General features: G+C 34.5%; 20 protein-coding genes and 1 rRNA gene. 10 read left to right on the top strand and 11 right to left on the bottom strand.

Annotation, left to right across the window (positions count from 1 at the left end; translation table 11 throughout):
• Nucleotides 1-45: 45 nt before the first annotated feature.
• From BHF68_RS05870 to rpmH, 11 genes are all read right to left on the bottom strand, one after another.
• A complete protein-coding gene (locus BHF68_RS05870) occupies nt 46-906 on the bottom strand; it encodes a ParB/RepB/Spo0J family partition protein (RefSeq protein WP_069642719.1) in 861 nt (286 codons plus the stop codon).
• Nucleotides 899-1,663 carry a ParA family protein gene (locus BHF68_RS05865; RefSeq protein ID WP_069642718.1) on the bottom strand — a complete coding sequence of 255 codons (765 nt, stop codon included), beginning with the start codon at nt 1,661-1,663 and terminating at the stop codon, nt 899-901. The genes BHF68_RS05870 and BHF68_RS05865 overlap by 8 nt, the downstream gene beginning before the upstream one ends.
• A gap of 131 nt (nt 1,664-1,794) precedes the next feature.
• Nucleotides 1,795-2,619, bottom strand: a complete 825-nt coding sequence (noc, locus tag BHF68_RS05860) for a nucleoid occlusion protein (RefSeq protein WP_069642717.1) — start codon at nt 2,617-2,619, stop codon at nt 1,795-1,797.
• An 82-nt stretch (nt 2,620-2,701) separates the two neighbouring features.
• Nucleotides 2,702-3,466 carry a 16S rRNA (guanine(527)-N(7))-methyltransferase RsmG gene (gene rsmG / locus BHF68_RS05855; RefSeq protein ID WP_084019240.1) on the bottom strand — a complete coding sequence of 255 codons (765 nt, stop codon included), beginning with the start codon at nt 3,464-3,466 and terminating at the stop codon, nt 2,702-2,704.
• Nucleotides 3,450-5,351 (bottom strand): tRNA uridine-5-carboxymethylaminomethyl(34) synthesis enzyme MnmG, encoded by a 1,902-nt coding sequence (mnmG, locus tag BHF68_RS05850; RefSeq protein ID WP_069642716.1) that lies wholly within the window; start codon nt 5,349-5,351, stop codon nt 3,450-3,452. The genes rsmG and mnmG overlap by 17 nt, the downstream gene beginning before the upstream one ends.
• A gap of 136 nt (nt 5,352-5,487) precedes the next feature.
• A complete protein-coding gene (mnmE, locus tag BHF68_RS05845) occupies nt 5,488-6,861 on the bottom strand; it encodes a tRNA uridine-5-carboxymethylaminomethyl(34) synthesis GTPase MnmE (protein ID WP_069642715.1) in 1,374 nt (457 codons plus the stop codon).
• Nucleotides 6,862-6,954: 93 nt separating this feature from the next.
• Nucleotides 6,955-7,590, bottom strand: a complete 636-nt coding sequence (jag, locus tag BHF68_RS05840) for an RNA-binding cell elongation regulator Jag/EloR (protein WP_069642714.1) — start codon at nt 7,588-7,590, stop codon at nt 6,955-6,957.
• Nucleotides 7,590-8,330 carry a YidC/Oxa1 family membrane protein insertase gene (locus BHF68_RS05835; RefSeq protein ID WP_069642959.1) on the bottom strand — a complete coding sequence of 247 codons (741 nt, stop codon included), beginning with the start codon at nt 8,328-8,330 and terminating at the stop codon, nt 7,590-7,592. The genes jag and BHF68_RS05835 overlap by 1 nt, the downstream gene beginning before the upstream one ends.
• A gap of 51 nt (nt 8,331-8,381) precedes the next feature.
• On the bottom strand, nt 8,382-8,591 hold the full coding sequence (yidD, locus tag BHF68_RS15095; protein ID WP_084019239.1) for a membrane protein insertion efficiency factor YidD: 210 nt from the start codon (nt 8,589-8,591) through the stop codon (nt 8,382-8,384).
• 2 nt (nt 8,592-8,593) lie between these two features.
• Entirely contained in the window at nt 8,594-8,941 is a 348-nt protein-coding gene (gene rnpA / locus BHF68_RS05830; protein WP_069642713.1) for a ribonuclease P protein component, read from the bottom strand.
• A gap of 97 nt (nt 8,942-9,038) precedes the next feature.
• On the bottom strand, nt 9,039-9,173 hold the full coding sequence (gene rpmH, locus BHF68_RS05825; protein ID WP_069642712.1) for a 50S ribosomal protein L34: 135 nt from the start codon (nt 9,171-9,173) through the stop codon (nt 9,039-9,041).
• A 540-nt stretch (nt 9,174-9,713) separates the two neighbouring features.
• On the opposite strand from rpmH, the gene dnaA reads away from it, so the two are divergent.
• From dnaA to BHF68_RS05775, 10 genes are all read left to right on the top strand, one after another.
• Entirely contained in the window at nt 9,714-11,063 is a 1,350-nt protein-coding gene (gene dnaA / locus BHF68_RS05820) for a chromosomal replication initiator protein DnaA (protein ID WP_069642711.1), read from the top strand.
• A gap of 176 nt (nt 11,064-11,239) precedes the next feature.
• Nucleotides 11,240-12,376 (top strand): DNA polymerase III subunit beta, encoded by a 1,137-nt coding sequence (gene dnaN / locus BHF68_RS05815; RefSeq protein WP_069642710.1) that lies wholly within the window; start codon nt 11,240-11,242, stop codon nt 12,374-12,376.
• A gap of 43 nt (nt 12,377-12,419) precedes the next feature.
• Nucleotides 12,420-12,635: an RNA-binding S4 domain-containing protein gene (locus tag BHF68_RS05810; RefSeq protein WP_069642958.1), complete on the top strand. Its 216-nt coding sequence runs from the start codon at nt 12,420-12,422 to the stop codon at nt 12,633-12,635.
• A gap of 10 nt (nt 12,636-12,645) precedes the next feature.
• Nucleotides 12,646-13,728 (top strand): DNA replication/repair protein RecF, encoded by a 1,083-nt coding sequence (gene recF / locus BHF68_RS05805; protein ID WP_069642709.1) that lies wholly within the window; start codon nt 12,646-12,648, stop codon nt 13,726-13,728.
• Nucleotides 13,729-13,732: 4 nt separating this feature from the next.
• Entirely contained in the window at nt 13,733-13,981 is a 249-nt protein-coding gene (remB, locus tag BHF68_RS05800) for an extracellular matrix regulator RemB (protein WP_069642708.1), read from the top strand.
• Nucleotides 13,982-14,041: 60 nt separating this feature from the next.
• The gene (gene gyrB / locus BHF68_RS05795; RefSeq protein WP_069642707.1) at nt 14,042-15,949 is read left to right on the top strand and encodes a DNA topoisomerase (ATP-hydrolyzing) subunit B; all 1,908 of its coding nucleotides are present in this window, start codon (nt 14,042-14,044) and stop codon (nt 15,947-15,949) included.
• Between the two features lie 93 nt (nt 15,950-16,042).
• Nucleotides 16,043-18,487, top strand: a complete 2,445-nt coding sequence (gyrA, locus tag BHF68_RS05790) for a DNA gyrase subunit A (RefSeq protein WP_069642706.1) — start codon at nt 16,043-16,045, stop codon at nt 18,485-18,487.
• 172 nt (nt 18,488-18,659) lie between these two features.
• Nucleotides 18,660-19,592, top strand: a complete 933-nt coding sequence (gene ablB, locus BHF68_RS05785; protein WP_084019237.1) for a putative beta-lysine N-acetyltransferase — start codon at nt 18,660-18,662, stop codon at nt 19,590-19,592.
• Between the two features lie 79 nt (nt 19,593-19,671).
• The gene (locus BHF68_RS05780; RefSeq protein WP_069642705.1) at nt 19,672-20,787 is read left to right on the top strand and encodes an HD-GYP domain-containing protein; all 1,116 of its coding nucleotides are present in this window, start codon (nt 19,672-19,674) and stop codon (nt 20,785-20,787) included.
• A gap of 352 nt (nt 20,788-21,139) precedes the next feature.
• Nucleotides 21,140-21,317, top strand: a 16S ribosomal RNA gene (locus BHF68_RS05775); the annotation flags it as partial.

Below are 21,317 nucleotides of genomic sequence, written 5' to 3'. Positions count from 1 at the left end.
TACACATCCATATTATTTTGTCTCATTACTAAAGAAAAAACAACCTTATTGGTTGTTCGGATGAATAATATTAATTATTCGTTCTAAATCTTCACTAGAAAAGAAGTCAATTTCAATTTTACCCTTACGCTTGCCTTCGACAATTTTTACGCCTGTACCTAATAATTCTTCCAATTGACTTTCTAAATTAGTAGTGTCAGTACTATAATTCTTCTTCTTTTTTTGCTTTGTTTCACGTGAAACATTAACTAGATTACTAACTATTTCTTCTGTTTCACGTACACTCAGTTTGTCTTTGATAATTCTATCTGCAAGTAACTTTTGACGTTCTTTACTCTCTAAACCTAGTAATGTTCGGGCATGTCCATATGAAAGTGTTCCACGTGAAACATAGTCTTTAATTTCATTTGGTAGCTGCAGTAACCTTAGGAAGTTAGATATTTGAGGTCGACTCTTTCCGACACGCTTTGCAAGCTCCTCCTGGGTGTAGTTGAGCTCTGTGATTAGTTTATTGTAAGCATCTGCAACTTCTATCGGATTTAAATCCTCACGTTGTAAATTTTCAATCAGTGCAACTTCTCGCATCTGTTGATCATTTAAATCCTTCTCAATAGCTGGTATTTTCTCAAGCCCAATAAGCTTTGCTGCGCGCAATCTACGCTCACCAGCTATTAATATATAACCTCTGATGTTTTTCTTAACTACGATTGGCTGAATTATGCCATGTTCACGAATAGATTGTGCTAATTCGTTTATAGCTTCTTCGTTAAATTCCTTACGTGGCTGATACGGATTTGGCCTGATTTTTTCTACATCTACCTGTAGAATTTGATCGTTATCTGATACTAAATCATCTCCACTAATTAATGCACTCAAACCTTTACCTAATCTATTCTTATTACTCATTATTATCTATCACTTCCTTTGCAAGCTCAAGATACATTTCAGCGCCTTTAGATTTACCATCGTATAATATAATTGGTTTTCCATGGCTTGGGGCCTCGCTTAAGCGTACGTTTCGTGGAATGATAGTAGAATATACCTTATTTTGAAAATACTTTTTAACTTCATCTATTACCTGTATTCCAAGATTAGTTCTAGCGTCAAACATTGTAAGTAATACTCCCTCTACCTCTAATGAAGTATTTAGATGCTTTTGAACTAATCTAATGGTGTTTAGAAGCTGGCTTAAGCCTTCAAGCGCATAGAACTCACATTGTATAGGTATTAGAACAGAGTTTGATCCTGTTAATGAATTGATTGTTAATAGTCCAAGGGAAGGTGGACAATCTATAAGTACATAATCATAGTCATCTGATATTTGCTGGATAGCTCGTTTTAATCTTATTTCCCTAGACATAATCGGTACTAATTCTATTTCTGCGCCTGCAAGCTGAATAGTAGCAGGTAATAAATAAAATCCTGGTGCACTTGTCTCTAAGATGGCTTCAGATGGATGAATTTCTTCAATTAAAACATCATAGATGCAGTTTTCTATATCTGCTTTATTGATTCCTAAGCCACTAGTAGAGTTACCCTGCGGATCTGCATCAATTAAAAGGACTTTTTTGCCTAGCTCTGCTAAACATGCACCTAAATTAACCGCAGTTGTAGTTTTACCTACTCCACCCTTTTGATTGGTTATGGCAATTACTTTAGCCAATCATTTCACCTCATTTTACTGAACACAAACTGTTGTTCGATTATAAGAACATATTATTGCATTCTATTATAGTAAATCTAATTATCTCATATGATAGAAACAATTTACAGTCTTGTTTTACTTAAATTTATCTATTTTTTTGGTAGTTTAATAGTTATTTGGTAATATTCGTCCATATCCGTTTCTTCTACATCTATATTCATACCAATTTTTTTAACCATCTCTATTGATTGGCTAATTGTATTTCTTGCTATCCGAATGTCTTTAGAAATTCCAACCCTCTTAGGTTTTTTTGGTTTGTTCTGACTTTCCTTATATTGCTTAATTCTATCTTCAACCTGTTTAACAGTTAAGTCCCTAGTAATTATATCGTTGTAGAGCCTATGTAATATTTCTTCCTCTGTACAAATTTGGAGTAATGCACGTGCGTGACGTTCAGTCAGCTTGCGCTGCATAAGTCCTTCTTGTACAAGCTCAGGCAAATTAATTAAGCGTAGTTTATTAGCAATTGTAGATTGCCCTTTACCTAGTCTTTGGGCAAGGGCTTCCTGGGTTAGTCCATGTATATCTATTAATTTTTTATAGGCTATTGCTTCTTCAATAGAAGTAAGGCCTTCCCTTTGCAGGTTTTCTATTAACGCTACGGAAGCAGCCTGGGTATCGTTCATATTTTTTATTATTGCTGGAATAACCTCTAGCTGTAGTTTTTTGACAGCTCGTAATCTACGTTCTCCAGCTATTAGTTCATAGCGTGGACCGTTTTTTCTTACTACTATCGGTTGAATAATACCATGTGTTTTTATTGTCTGGCATAATTCATCTAATTTATCATCCTCAAAAACAGACCTAGGCTGATAAGGACTTGGGTCAATTAAATGTACTGGTATCTCTGTGATACGCTCAGACTGGTCTTCTTGCCATTTCCCGCCCAAAAGGCGTGTTATAGGTTCTTTCAACGGTTACCACTCCCAAATAATCTTATCTTCTTTATTCGCTATAAATGAAGATAATCCTGCTATCATTTATTTCGATTGTTCTCTAAATAATTGGTGATTTAGCTGGTGTACCAGCTTTTCTTGGATATTTTTTTGGCATATTAGCGATTTTTTGAATTTCTATAATTGCTCTATTTCCATATTGATATGGTAGTTCTAGGGCTATCGTCTTCTTTAATTTAGCGTTGAAGACATTCAATGACTTTTTCGCTTCGATTATCTCATTTTCAACATCTGGACCTTTCATCGAGTAAAATTTACCATTATTCTTTACAAACGGTAGACAATACTCATTTAATACTGCTAGTCTTGCAACGGCCCTAGCAACAGCATAATCGAATTGCTCTCGATATTCTGGCTTGTGACCAAGCTCTTCAGCTCTTCCATGGACAAAGCTACAATTTTTAAGTCCTAGCTCATTAGCAACAATTTGTAGGTATTTAATACGTTTATTTAACGAATCCATAAAGGTAATTTGCAGTTCTGGCAGTAATATCTTAATCGGTATACCTGGAAATCCTGCACCACTGCCAATATCTATCATAGTCTTACTACCTTTAATTGTCGGGTAAGATATTAGTAAAGTTAGAGAGTCATAAAAGTGCTTATAAAAAACTTCCTCTGGTTCAGTTATGGCAGTAAGATTAATTTTTTCATTCCAGTCGATTAATAATTTATAATAGTTATTAAACTGCCCTATCTGCTCTGTGGTCAATTCAATACCCTGCTTAGATAAATCATTTTTAAATTTAGTATTTAATTCAGTTAGATTATCTACTACCTGAAGCTCATCATTGGCTCTGCCCATTATTAGCATTGCCTCCTCTTTTAAGTTGCTCTAAATATATAAGTAAAATTGAAATATCAGCTGGATTTACTCCTGAGATTCGAGCTGCTTGTCCTACAGAACGAGGTTGAATTTTATTAAGCTTTTCCCTTGCTTCTAAAGCAATACCAGGTATTTTTAAATAGTCAACTCCCTCAGGTATAAGCTGGTTTTCTAGCTTTTTATTCTTTTCTACCTGCTCAAGCTGTTTTTTGATATAGCCTTCGTATTTCGTTTGAATAACAACCTGTTCAATAACTTCCTTAGGTAACTGTGTCTCTGTCGGTGCCAATTGTTGTATGTGCTTATATTCTATCTCTGGACGCTTTAATAAGTCCTTCAATGATGTGAGATTGACTATTGGTACGCTTCCTAATTGTACTATCTTGTCATTTGTTTCTTGATTTGGTCGTAATTTATACTGCCCTAACCGTTCCAATTCAAGTTCAATCATTTGTTTTTTACTAGTAAATCTTTGATATGCTTCTTCTGATACTAATCCGACACCATAGCCAATCTCAGTTAAACGTAAATCAGCATTATCATTTCTTAATAATAATCTATACTCTGCCCTAGAGGTAAGTAGTCTATAGGGATCCATCGTGCCCTTTGTTACTAAATCGTCAATCATTACACCGATATATGCATCAGAACGTTTTAAAATCATAGGCTCTTTATCCAAGACCTTTAGTGCTGCATTAATGCCTGCTATTATTCCCTGCCCTGCTGCCTCCTCATATCCAGACGTGCCATTTACTTGACCCGCTGTAAAAAGACCCTGCATATGCTTATGCTCTAGCGTTGGATGTAGCTGTGTAGATATAACTGCATCATATTCGATTGCATAGCCTGGTCGTATCATTTCAACATTTTCTAAGCCGCTAATGGAGCGTAGCATTTCAATCTGTAAGTCCTCGGGAAAGCTTGTAGAAAAGCCCTGTACATAATATTCTATGGTGTTTTCTCCTTCAGGCTCAATAAAAATCTGGTGAGTTGGCTTATCATTAAAACGAACCATTTTATCCTCAATAGAAGGACAGTAACGAGTACCAGTACCCTCAATTGCTCCTGAATACATAGGTGAACGATCAAGGTTGTTCATTATAATATCTTTAGTCTTTTCGGTCGTATATGTTAGCCAGCAATCGAAACGTGGTCTATTATAGTCACATAGTGCATGGGAAAATGAAAGAAATTCTTCATCTCCTGGCTGAATAGTCATTTTTGAAAAATCGATTGAGTTTTTATTTACCCTTGGCGGAGTGCCCGTCTTATAGCGAACAAATTCGATTCCGTGCTCCTTCATATTTTCAGATAGCTTCATAGATGCTAGCATACCATTAGGTCCACTATTAAAGTTTACATCTCCAATAATAATTTTGCTTCTTAAATATGTACCTGTTGTAACTACAACAGCCTTGGCATAGAACTGGGCTCCTGTTTGTAGCTCTACTCCTTCGACTTTGGCGTTGTTTACTATAAGTTTTTCTACAAGTCCTTGACGTACCGTTAAGTTGCTTGTGCTTTCTAATACCTGCTTCATTGATGCCGAATATAGATGTCTGTCAGCCTGTGCCCTTAGTGCATGAACAGCTGGCCCCTTTCCAGTATTGAGCATACGAACCTGGATATTGGCACGATCTATGTTATTAGCCATTTCCCCGCCTAATGCATCAATTTCTCTAACAACATGACCCTTAGCAGGGCCACCGATAGATGGATTACAGGGCATATGAGCAACATCATCGAAGCTTATAGTTATAATTAAAGTTTTTAAGCCCATTCGAGCGCTCGCTAATGCAGCTTCACAGCCAGCATGTCCACCACCTACAACAATAATATCGAATGTTCCAGCTTTGTATTGCATTTTTACACCTTCTTACAATTTATTGAATCCTAAGATTCTTACTATATTATAAAATTGAACAACAACGATTCTTACTAGCAGTAGCATATTAATTATCTTTTACTTACTCTATATTACTTATAGACTCATCAATTGTCTATTTACCTAAGCAAAATTGTGCAAATAGTTGATCCAATAGACCTTCAGCTACAGTATCCCCTGTAATTTCACCTAAGCTCTCCCAGGCTGATGTAATGTCTATTGTAACCATATCCATTGGAACATCAAATTGGACACCATTTAGTGCTTCATTTAATTGAGCTTTGGCTGTCTTTAATAGTGCTGTGTGTCGTGTGTTAGTAACAAATGAAAAATCTGTTTGTTTAATTGATTCTTCTATAAATAGTCTTTCTATTTCACTGTATAAATGCTCAATTCCTTCTTCCTCTTTTGCTGATAAGGATATTATTGATGTATTATCTACGTATTGTTTTATATTGTCTTCTGTGAAAACGGCAACTAAATCAGTTTTATTCAATATTACTATTGCTTGTTTTCCCTGAAGCTCTTTCAGTAGTGTAATGTCATATTCAGTAAGCTCTTCGGCAACGTTAAGCATAAATAAAATCAAATCTGCATCCTGCATTACAGCTCTTGAGCGTTCAACACCTAGCTGTTCTACAATATCTTCAGTCTCTCTAATTCCTGCTGTATCAATAATTTTGACAGGAATTCCTTTAACATTTATGTATTCTTCTAGAATGTCTCTTGTAGTTCCTGGTATATCGGTAACAATAGCACGATTTTCTTTTAGCATCGCATTTAATAATGATGACTTACCAACATTTGGCCTACCTATTATTGCAGCTGATATTCCGTCTCGTATTATTTTACCTTGATCAGCTGTAGCTAGTATTTTATCAATATTATCAATAGCTTGTTCAGTAGTATTTATTACAAGCTCTTTTGTTACTTCCTCTACGTCGTGCTCAGGATAATCTATAGTGACCTCTATATGAGCCATTAACTCTACTAATTGCTGTCTTATAGTATGTATTTGTTTAGATAGTGATCCCTGCACCTGAGACATAGCAGCCTTCATCGATAAATCAGTTTTTGAACGAATTAAATCTATAACCGCTTCTGCCTGACTCAAATCAATTCTGCCATTTAAAAAAGCTCGCTTAGTAAATTCACCAGGTTCTGCTAATCTGGCTCCTGCATCAGTTACTGTAGCTAATACTCTTCTAAGGGGCATAATTCCACCATGGCAATTAATTTCTACTACATCCTCCATGGTATATGATTTTGGTGTTCTAAAAACAGAGATTAAAACCTCATCTATAATAGCCCCTGAGCTATCGATAATATGCCCATAATGAATAGTGTGTGTATCCACAGTAGATAAGCTATTCTTACCTTTATATATTTTGTCTACAATTGTAATTGCATCTGGGCCACTCACCCTTATAATTCCTATTCCGCCTTCTCCAAGTGCAGTAGCAATTGCTGCAATAGTGTCAAATTTCATACAAACCACCTTATATACTATATTTCATATACTTTACATTACCCATATATAGCTAAAAAAAAACCACAACTTATGCTGTGGTCATAGTTATAGCTATTTCCTTGAACCATTTGTCTTTTTCGTTCCGATTACTATTTTTCTATATGGCTCTTGGCCTTGACTTCTTGTAAATATTCCTTGCTCATTTTGCAAATGAGTATGGATTACTTTTCTCTCATATGGTGACATTGGTTCTAATACAACATCTTTTTTAGATTTTCTTGCTTTATCTGCTAATCTATCTGCTAGGCTTTCTAAGGTTTTCTTTCTACGGTCACGATAATTCTCGGCATCCAATAAAAACCTTACGTTATTGTCTGTATCACGGTTTGCAGAGATATTAACAAGATACTGGAGAGCGTCAAGGGTCTGCCCTCTTCTACCTATTAACACACCTAAATTATCTCCTACCAAGTTCAATACCTTCTGATTATCTAGCTCATATTCTTCAATTTCTACCTGCAAATCCATAGCATTAAAGACATCAGTCAAAAATTTCTTACCTTCAATGACAGGGTTATTTTTAACTATAAGCTCAACCTCAGCGTCTTTAGCACCAAAACCAAGGAACCCTTTTGTAGGCTCCACTAAAACATTAATCTCAACATCGTCCTTAGTTACTCCTAGTTTAGCTAAGCCGGCTTGTATTGCTTCATCAATTGACTTGGCAACCTCAACAATTTTCTTCATTACTTTTTACCCTCCTGTTGACCGTCTTTATCTCTATATAGGAAATGGTTTTGTACTACAGAGAATAAGTTACTGTATACCCAATAAAGACCTAATGCAGATGGTAAAGTAGCACTAATAAACAAAATCATTGCTGGCATTAAATATAATAACATCTTAGTTTGTGGGTTATCCATATTAATAGACATTGTTTTTTGCTGCCAGTACGTAGTAGCTGCCGCTAATATTGGTATAATATAGAAAGGATCACGCTCGCCTAGCTGTAAATATAAAAACGATGCTTCACGAATATCAGGATTGTACATAATTGCCTGATAGAAGGCAATTAATATCGGCATCTGAATTAATAATGGTAGACAACCAGCTAGTGGATTTACATTATGCGTTTGGAAAAGCTTCATTGTTTCCTGATTAAGCTTCTCTTGATTGTTTTTATATTTTTCTTTAATTTTATTCATTTCAGGCTGTAGCTTTTGCATAGCCCGCATACTTTTAATTTGTTTAATCATAAATGGAAGTACAATAAAGCGAATTAATACAGTTACTATAAGGATTGATATTCCATAACTACCTATTACATCCTCAATATCGTCCATTAATGTTGATAATAATTTAACAAAAGACCACCATAGACCAGTGCTTTCTGATAAATCTCTATTTTGCATCTCTTCAATAGAACAACCCGAGATAAAAACAGTGAGTGCTAAAACTAAAAATAAAATAATAATTTTCTTTGACACTTTAAATGACAAAACTCTTCCTCCTCGCAATATCCTTCTTTCAAACATCCATTATGGCACAGGATCAAAACCACCTGGGTGAAATGGATGGCAACGAACAACACGTTTAAATGTTAAATAAGTTCCTTTGAAAAACCCATACTTTATATAACTTTGTCTGCTATATTCTGAGCAACTCGGATAAAAACGACAAGTCGGCCCCTTTAATGGAGAAATGACGTTTTGATAAACGAATAATAGACCTAACATGATTCGCTTCATTATCACATACTCCTAATTATCTTACTCTTTTTTAGTAAAATTTCAATAGTTTCATTCGTTTTTTGATAATCAATCGTACTAGCAGCGTTTCGAGCTATAATTACAAAATCATAACCTGTCGGTAAGCTATCCTTTTTACTTAGAAATACTTCCTTTACTAAACGCTTAATACGATTTCTTACAACTGCATTACCTACTTTTTTACTAACTGATACTCCTAATCGAAACGGGTCAAGACTCTTTGCATGCTTATATATGTACAAAACAAAATATCTATTTGCAAAAGATTTACCCTTCTTATATATAGTAACAAAATCTTTATTATTAGATAATCGATGCTTACTATGCAATTATGCCACCTCGATTCCGTCACTCATCATTATATCAAAGTTCATCAGGAATTAAACTATCTTTTCAAAAGAAAAAAAGACCACATTATCGGTGGCCTTATGCTGATAAAACTTTTCTTCCCTTTTTGCGACGACTAGCTAATACTCTGCGACCAGAACTAGAACTCATACGCTTACGGAAACCATGTACTTTTTTACGCTTACGTGTATTTGGTTGAAATGTACGTTTCATTGATTTAAAACCTCCTTATTGCCAGTAATAATGTCAAATGACCTGTGTCATCTATAATCCAATTTATAAAGACATTCTTTAAAATTATAAAAAAATTTGTCCAAAATGTCAAGAATTTTTCGTCTGTGGATAATTAATTTTTCAATTCGACAGATAATAACAACTTTTTCACAGGTTATATACAAAATGTAGTGTTGTTGATAACTATTTTATACTAAGTATGGATATTGTGGATAAGTCTTAAGAAACCATTGCAGACAAGCAATTATTTTGATATAGTATATTTGTTTCCTAGTGGATAATATTCTAATAACTTATAATATCCACAGTTTGTGTATAACATTGTGGATATTATTTTGTCGTTTGTTAATATACTTTGTCAACAGCTGTTGATAAGGCTATTTTTTTCTCGGCTTTTTCTCCTAAATACTAATAAATAATTAGATTATCTAATCTATTTTATCCACTTTTTAATGTTATTAACTTCCTAAAAAAAATTTTCCACACATTTTAACCACTTACATCAAAGGAGGTTTTCTTATGTCTGATGAATTCACAGACCTCTGGAACCGAGTACTAAATCTTATTGAAAAACGCATAAGTAAACCAAGCTTCGACACTTGGTTTAGATCAGTAGATGCAAAACTAGATAATGATACAGTTTTAATTAGTGTACCTAATGATTTTGCCCGTGATCATCTTAAAAGAAAGTATGCAAAATTTATTAAGGAGTCTATATATCATTTATCTGAAAAAAATATTGATATTCAGTTTGTTATTCCTAACAAAACTACTGAAGCTACCCCTAAAAAAACAGAAGCTATCCCAACAAAGCCTGTACATATAGGAAATTCTTCAATTGACGAATCAAACCATAAACTAAATGAAAAATATACATTTGAAACATTTGTAATAGGCTCTGGTAACAGATTTGCCCATGCAGCATCACTTGCTGTTGCTGAAGCACCAGCCAAAGCCTACAACCCGTTATTTATATATGGTGGCGTTGGTTTAGGAAAAACTCACTTAATGCATGCTATTGGTCATTTTATATTAGAGCATAATTCATCTTTAAAGGTTGTCTATCTTTCATCAGAGAAATTTACTAATGAATTTATAAATTCAATTCGTGATAATAAGACAGTTGATTTTAGAAACCGTTATCGTAACATCGATATTTTATTGATAGATGATATTCAATTTTTAGCAGGAAAAGAACAAACTCAGGAAGAGTTTTTCCATACATTTAATGCACTACATGAAGATGGCAAACAAATCATTATAAGTAGTGACAGACCTCCAAAAGAGATACCTACACTAGAAGATCGTCTAAGATCACGCTTTGAATGGGGATTGATTACAGACATCCAGGCTCCAGATCTTGAGACAAGGATTGCAATTTTAAGGAAAAAAGCAAAGGCCGAAAATTTAGAAATTGATAATGACGTTTTAGTCTATATAGCAAATAAGATTAGTACTAATATCCGCGAATTAGAAGGTGCATTAATCCGTGTCGTAGCTTATTCATCATTAATTAATCAGGACATAGATGCTGAGCTAGCAGCAGAGGCGTTAAAGCACATAATATCTGATGAAGGTCCAAGGATAATTAATATACCTAGAATACAAGAAATAGTGGCGGCCTATTATCATTTACCTATATCTGATTTAAAGGCGAAGAAAAGGACTAAATCCGTTGCTTTTCCAAGGCAAGTAGCTATGTATCTATCAAGGGAATTAACAGATTGCTCCCTTCCTAAGATAGGAATGGAATTTGGTGGCCGTGATCATACAACAGTCATACACGCCCATGAGAAAATTACGAGACAGGTTGCCGAAGATACAGAGCTACAAAAATCTATCGAAATTATCTGCCAAAAGCTTCAATAACTTATCCACCTGTTGATAAGTTATTAATTACTAAGAAGCCTATACACATGTTATTAAATCGTGTATAGGCTTAATAATTCAATCCTGAATAGGATTATCCACATATCCACTGGCACTACGACTATTAATACGACTTTAATTAATTATATATATGTATAACCAGGAGGTTTTATTCCATGAAATTTTCAATTTCACGAGAAGAATTAATTCATGCAACTCAACATGTAGCTAAAGCAGTAGCTTCAAAAAGTACTATGCCTATTCTAGAAAATATGAAATTAGATATTTCCTCTGAGCTGTTACAGATAACAGGTACAAACTTAGAAATTGGTATAGAATATACGATACCTAGGGTAAAAAATGACGAACAGGTTTTTACAGTTGAGCAAGAAGGGTCTATCTGCTTAAAAGCAAAGTACTTTAACGAAATTATCCGTAAATTATCTAACGAGGTTGTAGAAATTGAAGTTACTAATAATTACTTAACACTAATTAAATGTGGAAAATCAGAGTTTAACTTGCACGGTTTAGACAGCGACGAGTTCCCTAAGCTACCTAAAATTACTGAAGATAAGGTCTTTAGTATTTCAAGTGACCTAATGAAAAGTATGATTAGACAAACAGTATTTGCAGTCTCAACCGAAGAAACAAGACCAGTATTAACAGGTGTTAAGCTTAGCTTAGAAGAAGGCTTGTTAAGTCTTGTAGCAACGGATAGTCATAGATTAGCAAAAAGAGAAGCATTAGTGGAAGCAGAAGCTGAATTGGCATTTCAGAATATAATAGTGCCTGGAAAGAGTTTGATTGAGCTAAATAAAATATTAGAAGAGGATCAGTCATTAATTGATATTTTAATAGCTAGTAATCAGATTTTTATAAAAATGGAGAACATCATATTTTATTCTCGACTTATAGATGGGCAATATCCTGATGTATCAAGGATTTTACAACAAAATTCTAAAACAACAGTAAAATTAAATAAAAAGGAAATACTAGATTCATTAGAACGTGTTTCATTAATAGCTAGAGAAACAAAAAATAACGAAGTTAAATTTAGTGTTAAGCCAGATATCGTATCAATTAGCTCTAACTCACCAGATGTAGGAAAAGTTAATGAGCAAATCAACCCTTTACAGGTAGAGGGCGAGGATTTACTAATTGCATTTAATACAAAATATGTTCAGGATGTCTTAAGAATTATTGATGAACAAGAAATTGAAATACATTTTACAGGTGCTATGAGCCCGTTCATTATTAAACCAAAGGATTTTGACAAATACTTATACTTAGTATTACCTATTAGGATTTATTAATAGGACAAACTTAAAAAGGGTGAATGCTGTGTCATTTGAGAATATCAAAGAAGTTCACATTAAGGATGACTATATTACATTGGGCCAATTATTGAAAAAGGAAAGTATACTGGGCTCAGGTGGCGAGGTTAAGATTTTTCTTGCTGAGGTACCCGTTTATGTAAACGAACAACCCGCAAATCAGAGGGGTAAAAAATTATTTATCAATGACATTGTAGAAATTGAAGGCGAAGGAAGCTTTATAATTAAGAAAGCTTAAGGAGATATAGATGCGATTACACCATTTATCTTTAGAAAACTATCGCAATTATAAAGATTTATCAATATCTTTTACAGGAAATATACATTTTTTTATAGGTGATAATGCGCAAGGTAAGACAAATCTATTGGAGGCTATATATCTATTAGCCCTAACTAAATCACATCGAACTAATAAAGACCGAGAATTGATTATGTGGAATAAAGATCAGGCAAAGGTAAGATGTGAGTTAACGCTTTTTAAGAGGAATATTGAATTAGAGGTTGAAATAGATCAGCAGAAAAAAAGGGTTTTAATCAATAAAATAGAAAAGAGTAAATTTAGCGAATTTGTAGGTAACCTGAAGGTAGTATTGTTCGCTCCAGAGGACTTACAGTTAATTAAAGGTAGTCCATTTCTTCGAAGAAGATTTATGGATCGAGCCCTAGGTCAGCTACGCCTAAAATATGTAAACGATTTGGCTATGTATCAAAAAGTAGTGCAGCAAAGAAATCAGTTATTGAAGGATACACATCGGAAAAAATCATTGCTACAAACCTTAGACCTCTGGGATATGCAGTTAATTGAATATGGTACAGCAATTATTAATATACGTGAACAATTTATAAAAGATATAGAAAAATATGCTGAAAACATTCATAATGAAATTACAGACGGTAAAGAACAATTAAAATTGATTTATGATGCTAGCTGTTTAGCTGGTAAATTTCAGGAAAAACTAGAAAAGAGTAGAGATAAGGATTTACAATTTGGAACAACAAATATAGGTCCGCATCGAGATGAACTCCAATTTATAGTAAATAATAAAGATATTAAAATCTATGGATCACAGGGGCAGCAACGAACAGTTGCCCTATCCATCAAATTAGCTGAACTTGAGTATATGAAACAGCAGATGGGCGATATGCCAATATTATTATTAGATGATGTATTATCAGAGCTTGATTTAAAACGTCAAAAAAAACTATTAGATACAATAGGTGAAGATATACAAACATTTGTTACAACAACAGATGTAGATGGGATCAAACATAACATCATTAAAAAATCAGATTTTTTCCATATTAAAGATGGGAATCTAATAAAGGGGTGAACGGATGTTTATTCACTTAGGTGCCAACGTTCTAATACCAATTAAAGACGTTATTGCAATCATCGATGTTAAGATGAAAGATACAGCTGATAGTATGAAGGAATTTTTAGACGTTGCTGATGAAGAAGGCTTTGTTGTTAAAATTGAAGATGGTGAAATAAAGTCCTATGTTATAACAACAAAGAATGTATATTTTTCACCAATTTCTTCAGTAACACTAAAAAAACGCTCTCTATATATGGGTAGTTTGTAAAAATATAAAACTATAGTAAAATATATAGTTAGAATGAATGATGATAGAAGGAGATAGTCTATGAACGTAAATCCAAATGTTTATGATGAGACACAGATACAGGTATTAGAAGGGTTAGAAGCAGTTCGTAAAAGACCAGGTATGTATATAGGTTCTACTAGCGAAAGGGGCTTACACCATTTATTATGGGAGGTACTAGATAATAGTATTGATGAAGCCTTAGCTGGTTATTGTGATACTGTAGATATTACTATACATAATGATAATAGTATAACAGTTGTAGATAATGGCCGTGGTATCCCAGTTGGACTACATCCTAAGCTACAAAGACCTGCCGTTGAAGTTGTTTTAACGGTTCTTCATGCTGGAGGAAAATTTGACGGTAAAGGCTATAAGGTTTCAGGGGGATTACACGGTGTTGGTGTTTCCGTTGTAAATGCATTATCTGAGTGGTTAGTAGTTGAAATTTGCCGTGACGGTAAAATTTATACACAAAGATATGTTAAGGGCATACCGCAAGCAGACCTTGAAGTTATAGGTGAAACTGACATTACTGGAACAAAAATTATATTTAAGCCTGATGTGACAGTATTTACGGAAACTCAGGAATATAACTACGATACAATTATTGCTAGAATGCGCGACATGGCCTTCTTAAATGGTGGTATTAATTTAAAAATCCATGATGAGCGCACAGATAAGAAAGAAAGCTTTAAATATGACGGTGGTATAGTAACCTTCGTTGAATATTTAAATAAAAATAAAACAGCTATTCATGAACCGCCTTTTTACCTTGAGGGTGAAAAAGACGATGTAATTTGTGAGGTAGCACTACAGTATAATGATGGCTATACAAGTAATATATATTCCTATGCAAATAACATTCATACCCACGAAGGTGGAACCCATGAGGCTGGATTTAAGAGCGCATTAACACGTGTTATTAATGACTACGCACGCAAAAACAACCAATTAAAAGATAATGATTCAAATTTAACTGGTGACGACGTTCGTGAAGGCTTAACAGCAATAATAAGTGTTAAAATTCCAGATCCACAGTATGAAGGGCAAACGAAAACTAAGCTTGGAAACAGTGAAGTGCGTGGTGTAGTTGACTCCTTCTTCTCAGAAAGATATATGGAGTTTCTTGAGGAGAACCCAAGCGTCGCTAAGAAAGTCGTTGAAAAAGCTATTACGGCCAGTCGTGCTAGGGAAGCAGCGAGAAAGGCTCGCGAGCTTACAAGACGTAAAAATGCACTGGAATTTAGTGCCTTACCAGGAAAATTAGCAGACTGTTCAACCAAGGATGCAACAATCAGTGAATTATATCTAGTAGAGGGTGACTCTGCCGGAGGATCTGCTAAGCAAGGAAGAGACCGAAACTTCCAAGCAATTTTACCTTTAAGGGGTAAAATTATAAATGTTGAAAAAGCTAGATTAGATAAAATTCTATCAAATAACGAAATACGCGATATTATAACGGCACTTGGGACAAGCGTCGGAGATGATTTTAATATTGAAAAGGCCCGCTATCATAAACTCATTATTATGACAGATGCCGACGTTGATGGTGCACATATTCGTATTCTCTTATTGACCTTCTTCTATCGATATATGCCAGAGTTAATAGAAAAAGGCTATGTTTATATAGCGCAGCCTCCTTTATACCAAGTTAAAAAGGGACGAGTTATTCGCTATGCGTATTCCGATAAAGAAATGCAGGAAATTTCTAAAGAACTAGGTAATCAAGGAATTGTATTGCAAAGGTATAAAGGTCTTGGTGAAATGAATCCGACGCAGCTATGGGAAACTACAATGGATCCTGAAAGCCGTACGCTACTACAGGTTAGCCTAGATGATGCAATTGAGGCAGATGAAATATTCACAACATTAATGGGTGACAAAGTAGACCCTAGAAGAGACTTTATCCAAGAGCATGCTAAGTATGTACGTAACCTGGATGTATAATATAAAGTGTTAACACTTCAAAATTTAATGTTCTTTAATACAGTTAACGATTAATTTTAGAGTGATAGTGTATAGAAATGAGGGAATAAGTTGATGGAAGAACAAAGCTCGAAGGTCATGCCAATCAATATTAGTGATGAGATGCGTACTTCTTTTATGGATTATGCGATGAGTGTTATCGTGAGTCGTGCGCTACCAGATGTACGAGATGGATTAAAACCAGTACATCGTAGAATTCTCTACGCTATGAATGATTTGGGCATGACGCCAGATAAACCATATAAAAAATCCGCAAGAATAGTCGGTGACGTAATCGGTAAGTATCACCCACATGGTGACCAAGCAGTATATGATACTATGGTGCGTATGGCACAGGATTTCTCATATCGTTATATGTTAGTAGATGGCCATGGTAACTTCGGTTCCGTTGATGGTGATGCAGCTGCGGCAATGCGTTATACAGAATCAAGAATGTCGAAGATTGCCGTAGAATTACTCCGTGATATCCAAAAGGAAACTGTTAACTATGGTAGTAACTATGATGATACCCTTAAGGAACCACTGGTATTACCATCAAGATTTCCAAACATTTTAGTAAATGGTGCTTCAGGAATTGCCGTAGGTATGGCGACAAACATTCCACCCCATCAGCTAGGGGAAGTTATTGATGGGTGTATTGCTTATATAGATAATGAAGAGATATCCATAGATGAGCTGATGGAATTTGTAAAAGGGCCAGATTTTCCTACTGGCGCACAAATTTTAGGCAAAGAAGGAATTCGTTCAGCCTACCATACTGGTAAAGGCTCCGTTATTATGCGTGCTAAAACGCACTTTGAAGAAATGAGTAATAACAAGCAACGAATCATCGTTACGGAAATCCCTTATCAGGTCAATAAGGCTAAGTTAATTGAAAAAATAGCTGAGCTTGTCAGAGATAAGAAGCTAGAAGGCATAACTGATTTACGGGATGAATCGGACCGTGAAGGAATGCGGATTGTAATCGAATTACGCAGAGATGCTAATGGAAATGTAGTCCTTAATAATTTATATAAGCAAACACAATTACAAACATCATTCGGTGTAAATATGCTTGCTTTAGTTGATGGAGCTCCAAAGGTATTAAACCTTAAGCAGATTATCCATTACTACATTGAGCATCAGAAGGAAATTATCCGCCGCAGATCAGAATATGACTTAAAGAAAGCACGTGCAAGGGCCCATATATTAGAGGGATTACGCATTGCACTCGATAATCTAGATGCTGTAATTAAGTTAATTCGCGCTTCCGATACAGTTGAGAATGCAAAGAATGGCTTAATGGAGAACTTTAAGCTATCGGAAGAGCAGGCTAAAGCAATCCTAGATATGCGTTTACAAAAGCTAACAGGCCTTGAGCGTGAGAAGATTGAGGAAGAATATGCAGAACTCCTAAAACTAATTGCAGAACTAGAGGCAATTTTAGCTGATGAAGGTAAAGTATTAACAATCATCAAAGAAGAGCTATTAGAAATTAAAGATAAATTTAACGATAAACGTCGTTCAATTATCACTCTTTCAGCAGATGATATTGATATCGAAGATTTAATACCAGAGCAGGATGTTGTTCTTACATTAACCCATCAGGGCTATGTGAAACGGATTCCGCTAACAACATATAAGAGTCAAAAGCGTGGAGGTAAAGGGGTATCGGCATTAGGTACGAAGGAGACTGATTTCCTTCAACACCTATTTACCATGAGTACACATGACTATGTGTTGTTCTTTACTAATCGTGGTAAGGTGTACCGCATAAAAGCCTACGAAATTCCTGAAGGAAGTCGTACAGCAAGGGGTACAGCAATTGTAAACTTATTACCAATTGAACCTGGTGAAGTAATCAATGCAATGATCCCTGTCCGTTGCTTCAATAATGAGTGCTCCTTATTCTTCGCAACGAAGAAGGGACTAGTAAAGAAAACTGCGTTAATGGATTTCCAGAACATCAGAAAAGGTGGAATTATTGCAATTACACTACGTCCTGAGGATGAACTGATTGGGGTATTCATGACAGATGGAGACCAAGAAGTTATCTTAGGATCGAAGGATGGCAAAGCAATACGCTTCCATGAGCAGGAAGTTCGTGTTATGGGTAGATCTGCTGCAGGAGTAAAAGGAATCACATTACATCCTAACGATAATGTAGTAGGTGTCGATGTTGTTAAAGAGAACGAAGATGTTATCGTAATCACTGAAAATGGCTATGGTAAACGAACTAAAATTGAAGAATACCGTGCACAATCTAGAGGCGGTAAAGGAATAGGTACTATTAATGTAACTGATAAAAACGGTACTGTAGTTGGATTGAAAGTAGTAAATGAGGAACAAGAAATTATGGTAATTACGCAATCAGGAGTAGTTATCCGCCAAAATGTTAAGGGAATATCACAACTAGGCAGACGTACACAAGGTGTTCGAATTATTAGAGTAGGCGATAAAGATCGAGTATCCACGTTTGCGAAGTTTTTAACAAATGAAGAAGTGGAAAATATAGAATAGTAGCATGCTACAATTTTTATACTAAACAATAAACAATAAACAATAGGATATCTCAAAATCATGAGATATCCTATTGTATTTAAAAGTTGTTTCGTTTTTATCTATAAGGGAACATATACTAAGTTGTAGAATGTAATTTAGTAAATAAGGAAAGTGGTGAAGGTGACTAGTGATGGATAAAGAAAACAAAAAATATAGCATTTATATTGATGACAACAACATAATTGAATTAGATAAGGCAGTACAAGGGAAAACAGTGAAATTAACAGACAGTGGTTTTTCAATCACTATATACGTTGATGCCTCTAATAGCAGAATCGTTACTAAAGATTATCAAGTAAGTGATTATAAAGCTTTAGTAGATAAATTAGATTATATATGTAAAAAGAATAAACTCACTAAGTTATTCTTTAAAGCAAAAGCACCTGATTGGATACCATTGCTTTCATATGGATTTATACTTGAAGGTGTAATTAAAAACTTTTTTAATGGTCAAGATGCTTATAGCTTAGCTAAATACTATTCTTCTGAGAGAAGATACAGTAAACTGACTGAACAAGAGGATGAGATTATTAAAGGAATTATTGAAAAAGGTGCTAGTGAAATAGATACCGATTTAGAAGCTGATTATAAATTGCGTAAAGCTGATAAAAACGATATAGAGCAACTAGTAAAATTGTATGATCAAGTATTCGAAACTTATCCAACTCCGATTACTGATAAAAATTATGTAAGTGAAGCAATGGATGATAATGTACTATTCATGATTATTGAGCATGACGGTAAAATAATAAGTGCTGCTTCAGCAGATATAGATAAGAATAATAAAAATGCTGAAATGACAGACTGTGCTACAAATCCTGCTTATAGAGGCAAGGGTTTAATGAGTGCTTTAATATGCGCTCTTGAACAAGAAATGCTTAAAAATAATATCAATTGCTTATATACGATAGCAAGGGCTAAATCATTTGGAATGAACGCTGTCTTCTTTAAGCATGGATACACATATACAGGAAGATTGATTAACAACTGTGACATATCTGGTCAGTTTGAAGATATGAACATATGGACTAAGTCTTTAAGTAAGGAGCTTATAGAAAATTAGTATGGTTTAGGTAGCAAAGTATTGATATAATTAAATAATATGATATGGCAATATATACTGTTCTAGGGAGGGCTAATATATGATTGAAGTAAATATAAAAGACTTAAAAGCAGGAGCCCTTTTAGCTGAGGATGTTAAGAGTTCATTAGGTGGAGCCATATTATATAAGGACACAAGAATAGAAGAATATCATAAAGAATTATTAAATGCATTCACTATTTCATCTGTTAAGATTGTAGAAGAAAAGAAAACAGAAACAAAATTAACAAAAACAAAATTGTCAGAAAATAAAAAACAGAAAAGTAATACTTCTGACAATAATGAACCGACATTAAAAAAACCAGCATTCAAATACGAGGAGTTCGAGAAGCAATATAATAAAGCAGTAGGATTATTGAAAAATGTAATGCTCGAGGTTGAATACACTAGAAAAGTTCCATTACTAGAAATTAGATCTGCTATTAAGCCTATGTTGGAAAATATCTGCGACCAACCTAATATAACACTAGTTCTGGATCAGATTAAGAGTAAAGAGGCATATACATATCAGCATCTTGTCGGTGTAGGCGTGTTATCAACTTTAATCGCTCGCTTTATGAATTATAAGGAAAACGAGTTAATGCAAATAGGACTTGCTGGGACACTGCATGATATAGGTAAGGCAAAAATATCAGATTCCATACTTAGAAAGAAAGGTCCTCTAAACCATATTGAATATGAAGAGATAAAAAAACATCCTATCTATAGTTATGAGATATTAGAAAATGTAACAGGTATTAACCAAGGAGTTGTCTTAGCAGCATTAGAGCATCACGAGCGAGACGATGGTTTTGGGTATCCGTATAAAAGAAAAGGCTTTGAAATGCATCCATATTCAAAAATAGTAGCAGTAGCAGATATTTTTCATGCAATGACCTCTAATAGAGAATATAAAAATGCAGAAAATATATATCATGTACTTAAACAAATAAATCAAGATGCATTTGGAAAACTTGATCCTAAGGTAGTTACAAGCTTGATTAACGGTTTATTAAATTACTGTATTGGAAAATCAGTAGAACTTAACAATGGCACAAAAGGTGAAATTATATTTATAAATAGTACTGTTCCCTTAAAACCTTTAATTAAAGTAGGTAATGAATTTATAGATTTAAATAAAAGAACAGATATAGCAATAGAGAAATTGACAATATAACACTCCCTGAATTTACGGGAGTGTTTCTATATTAGAAAAAAATAACAGTAATAATTTTAGTAAATAGTGTTGACCATCTAGATAGTAATGTGATACTATATAAAAGTCGCCGATAAAAACGGCTGACAAGCTGCGATTGAGTAAATCGTAGCACTAAAGTTCCTTGAAAACTGTATAGTGCAATCAAAACAACGTCAATTCGGATTCTAAGGAATCCAAAGCGCTTTTGATGAAAATCAAAACGGACAACGTCAATGAGAGAAATCTTGATTGACAAAATTAAAAGTCAGTGACTTTTGAGCTTAATCCGATTTAATCTAGCCATTAAATCGATAAGGATATAAACAAACATTTATTGGAGAGTTTGATCCTGGCTCAGGACGAACGCTGGCGGCGTGCCTAATACATGCAAGTCGAGCGGACAGAGATGAGAGCTTGCTCTTATCAAAGTTAGCGGCGGACGGGTGAGTAACACGTGGGCAACCTGCCTGTAAGACTGGGATAACTTCGGGAAACCGAAGCTAATACCG

The sequence above is a fragment of the Desulfuribacillus alkaliarsenatis genome (genome assembly GCF_001730225.1).
Lineage (GTDB): Bacteria > Bacillota > Bacilli > Desulfuribacillales > Desulfuribacillaceae > Desulfuribacillus > Desulfuribacillus alkaliarsenatis.
The sequence above is the reverse complement of the archived record's forward strand: the minus strand, read 5'-3'. Positions and strand labels throughout refer to the sequence as shown.

Excerpts from the sequence above, each read along its gene's own strand:
- mnmE (WP_069642715.1), bottom strand. The coding sequence starts at position 6,861 with ATGAAATTTGACACTATTGCAGCAATTGCTACTGCACTTGGAGAAGGC.
- ablB (WP_084019237.1), top strand. The coding sequence starts at position 18,660 with ATGGATAAAGAAAACAAAAAATATAGCATTTATATTGATGACAACAAC.
- rsmG (WP_084019240.1), bottom strand. The coding sequence starts at position 3,466 with ATGGGCAGAGCCAATGATGAGCTTCAGGTAGTAGATAATCTAACTGAA.
- dnaN (WP_069642710.1), top strand. The coding sequence starts at position 11,240 with ATGAAATTTTCAATTTCACGAGAAGAATTAATTCATGCAACTCAACAT.
- remB (WP_069642708.1), top strand. The coding sequence starts at position 13,733 with ATGTTTATTCACTTAGGTGCCAACGTTCTAATACCAATTAAAGACGTT.
- BHF68_RS05870 (WP_069642719.1), bottom strand. The coding sequence starts at position 906 with ATGAGTAATAAGAATAGATTAGGTAAAGGTTTGAGTGCATTAATTAGT.
- gyrB (WP_069642707.1), top strand. The coding sequence starts at position 14,042 with ATGAACGTAAATCCAAATGTTTATGATGAGACACAGATACAGGTATTA.
- mnmG (WP_069642716.1), bottom strand. The coding sequence starts at position 5,351 with ATGCAATACAAAGCTGGAACATTCGATATTATTGTTGTAGGTGGTGGA.
- recF (WP_069642709.1), top strand. The coding sequence starts at position 12,646 with ATGCGATTACACCATTTATCTTTAGAAAACTATCGCAATTATAAAGAT.
- dnaA (WP_069642711.1), top strand. The coding sequence starts at position 9,714 with ATGTCTGATGAATTCACAGACCTCTGGAACCGAGTACTAAATCTTATT.
- BHF68_RS05780 (WP_069642705.1), top strand. The coding sequence starts at position 19,672 with ATGATTGAAGTAAATATAAAAGACTTAAAAGCAGGAGCCCTTTTAGCT.
- rpmH (WP_069642712.1), bottom strand. The coding sequence starts at position 9,173 with ATGAAACGTACATTTCAACCAAATACACGTAAGCGTAAAAAAGTACAT.
- gyrA (WP_069642706.1), top strand. The coding sequence starts at position 16,043 with ATGGAAGAACAAAGCTCGAAGGTCATGCCAATCAATATTAGTGATGAG.
- yidD (WP_084019239.1), bottom strand. The coding sequence starts at position 8,591 with ATGAAGCGAATCATGTTAGGTCTATTATTCGTTTATCAAAACGTCATT.
- jag (WP_069642714.1), bottom strand. The coding sequence starts at position 7,590 with ATGAAGAAAATTGTTGAGGTTGCCAAGTCAATTGATGAAGCAATACAA.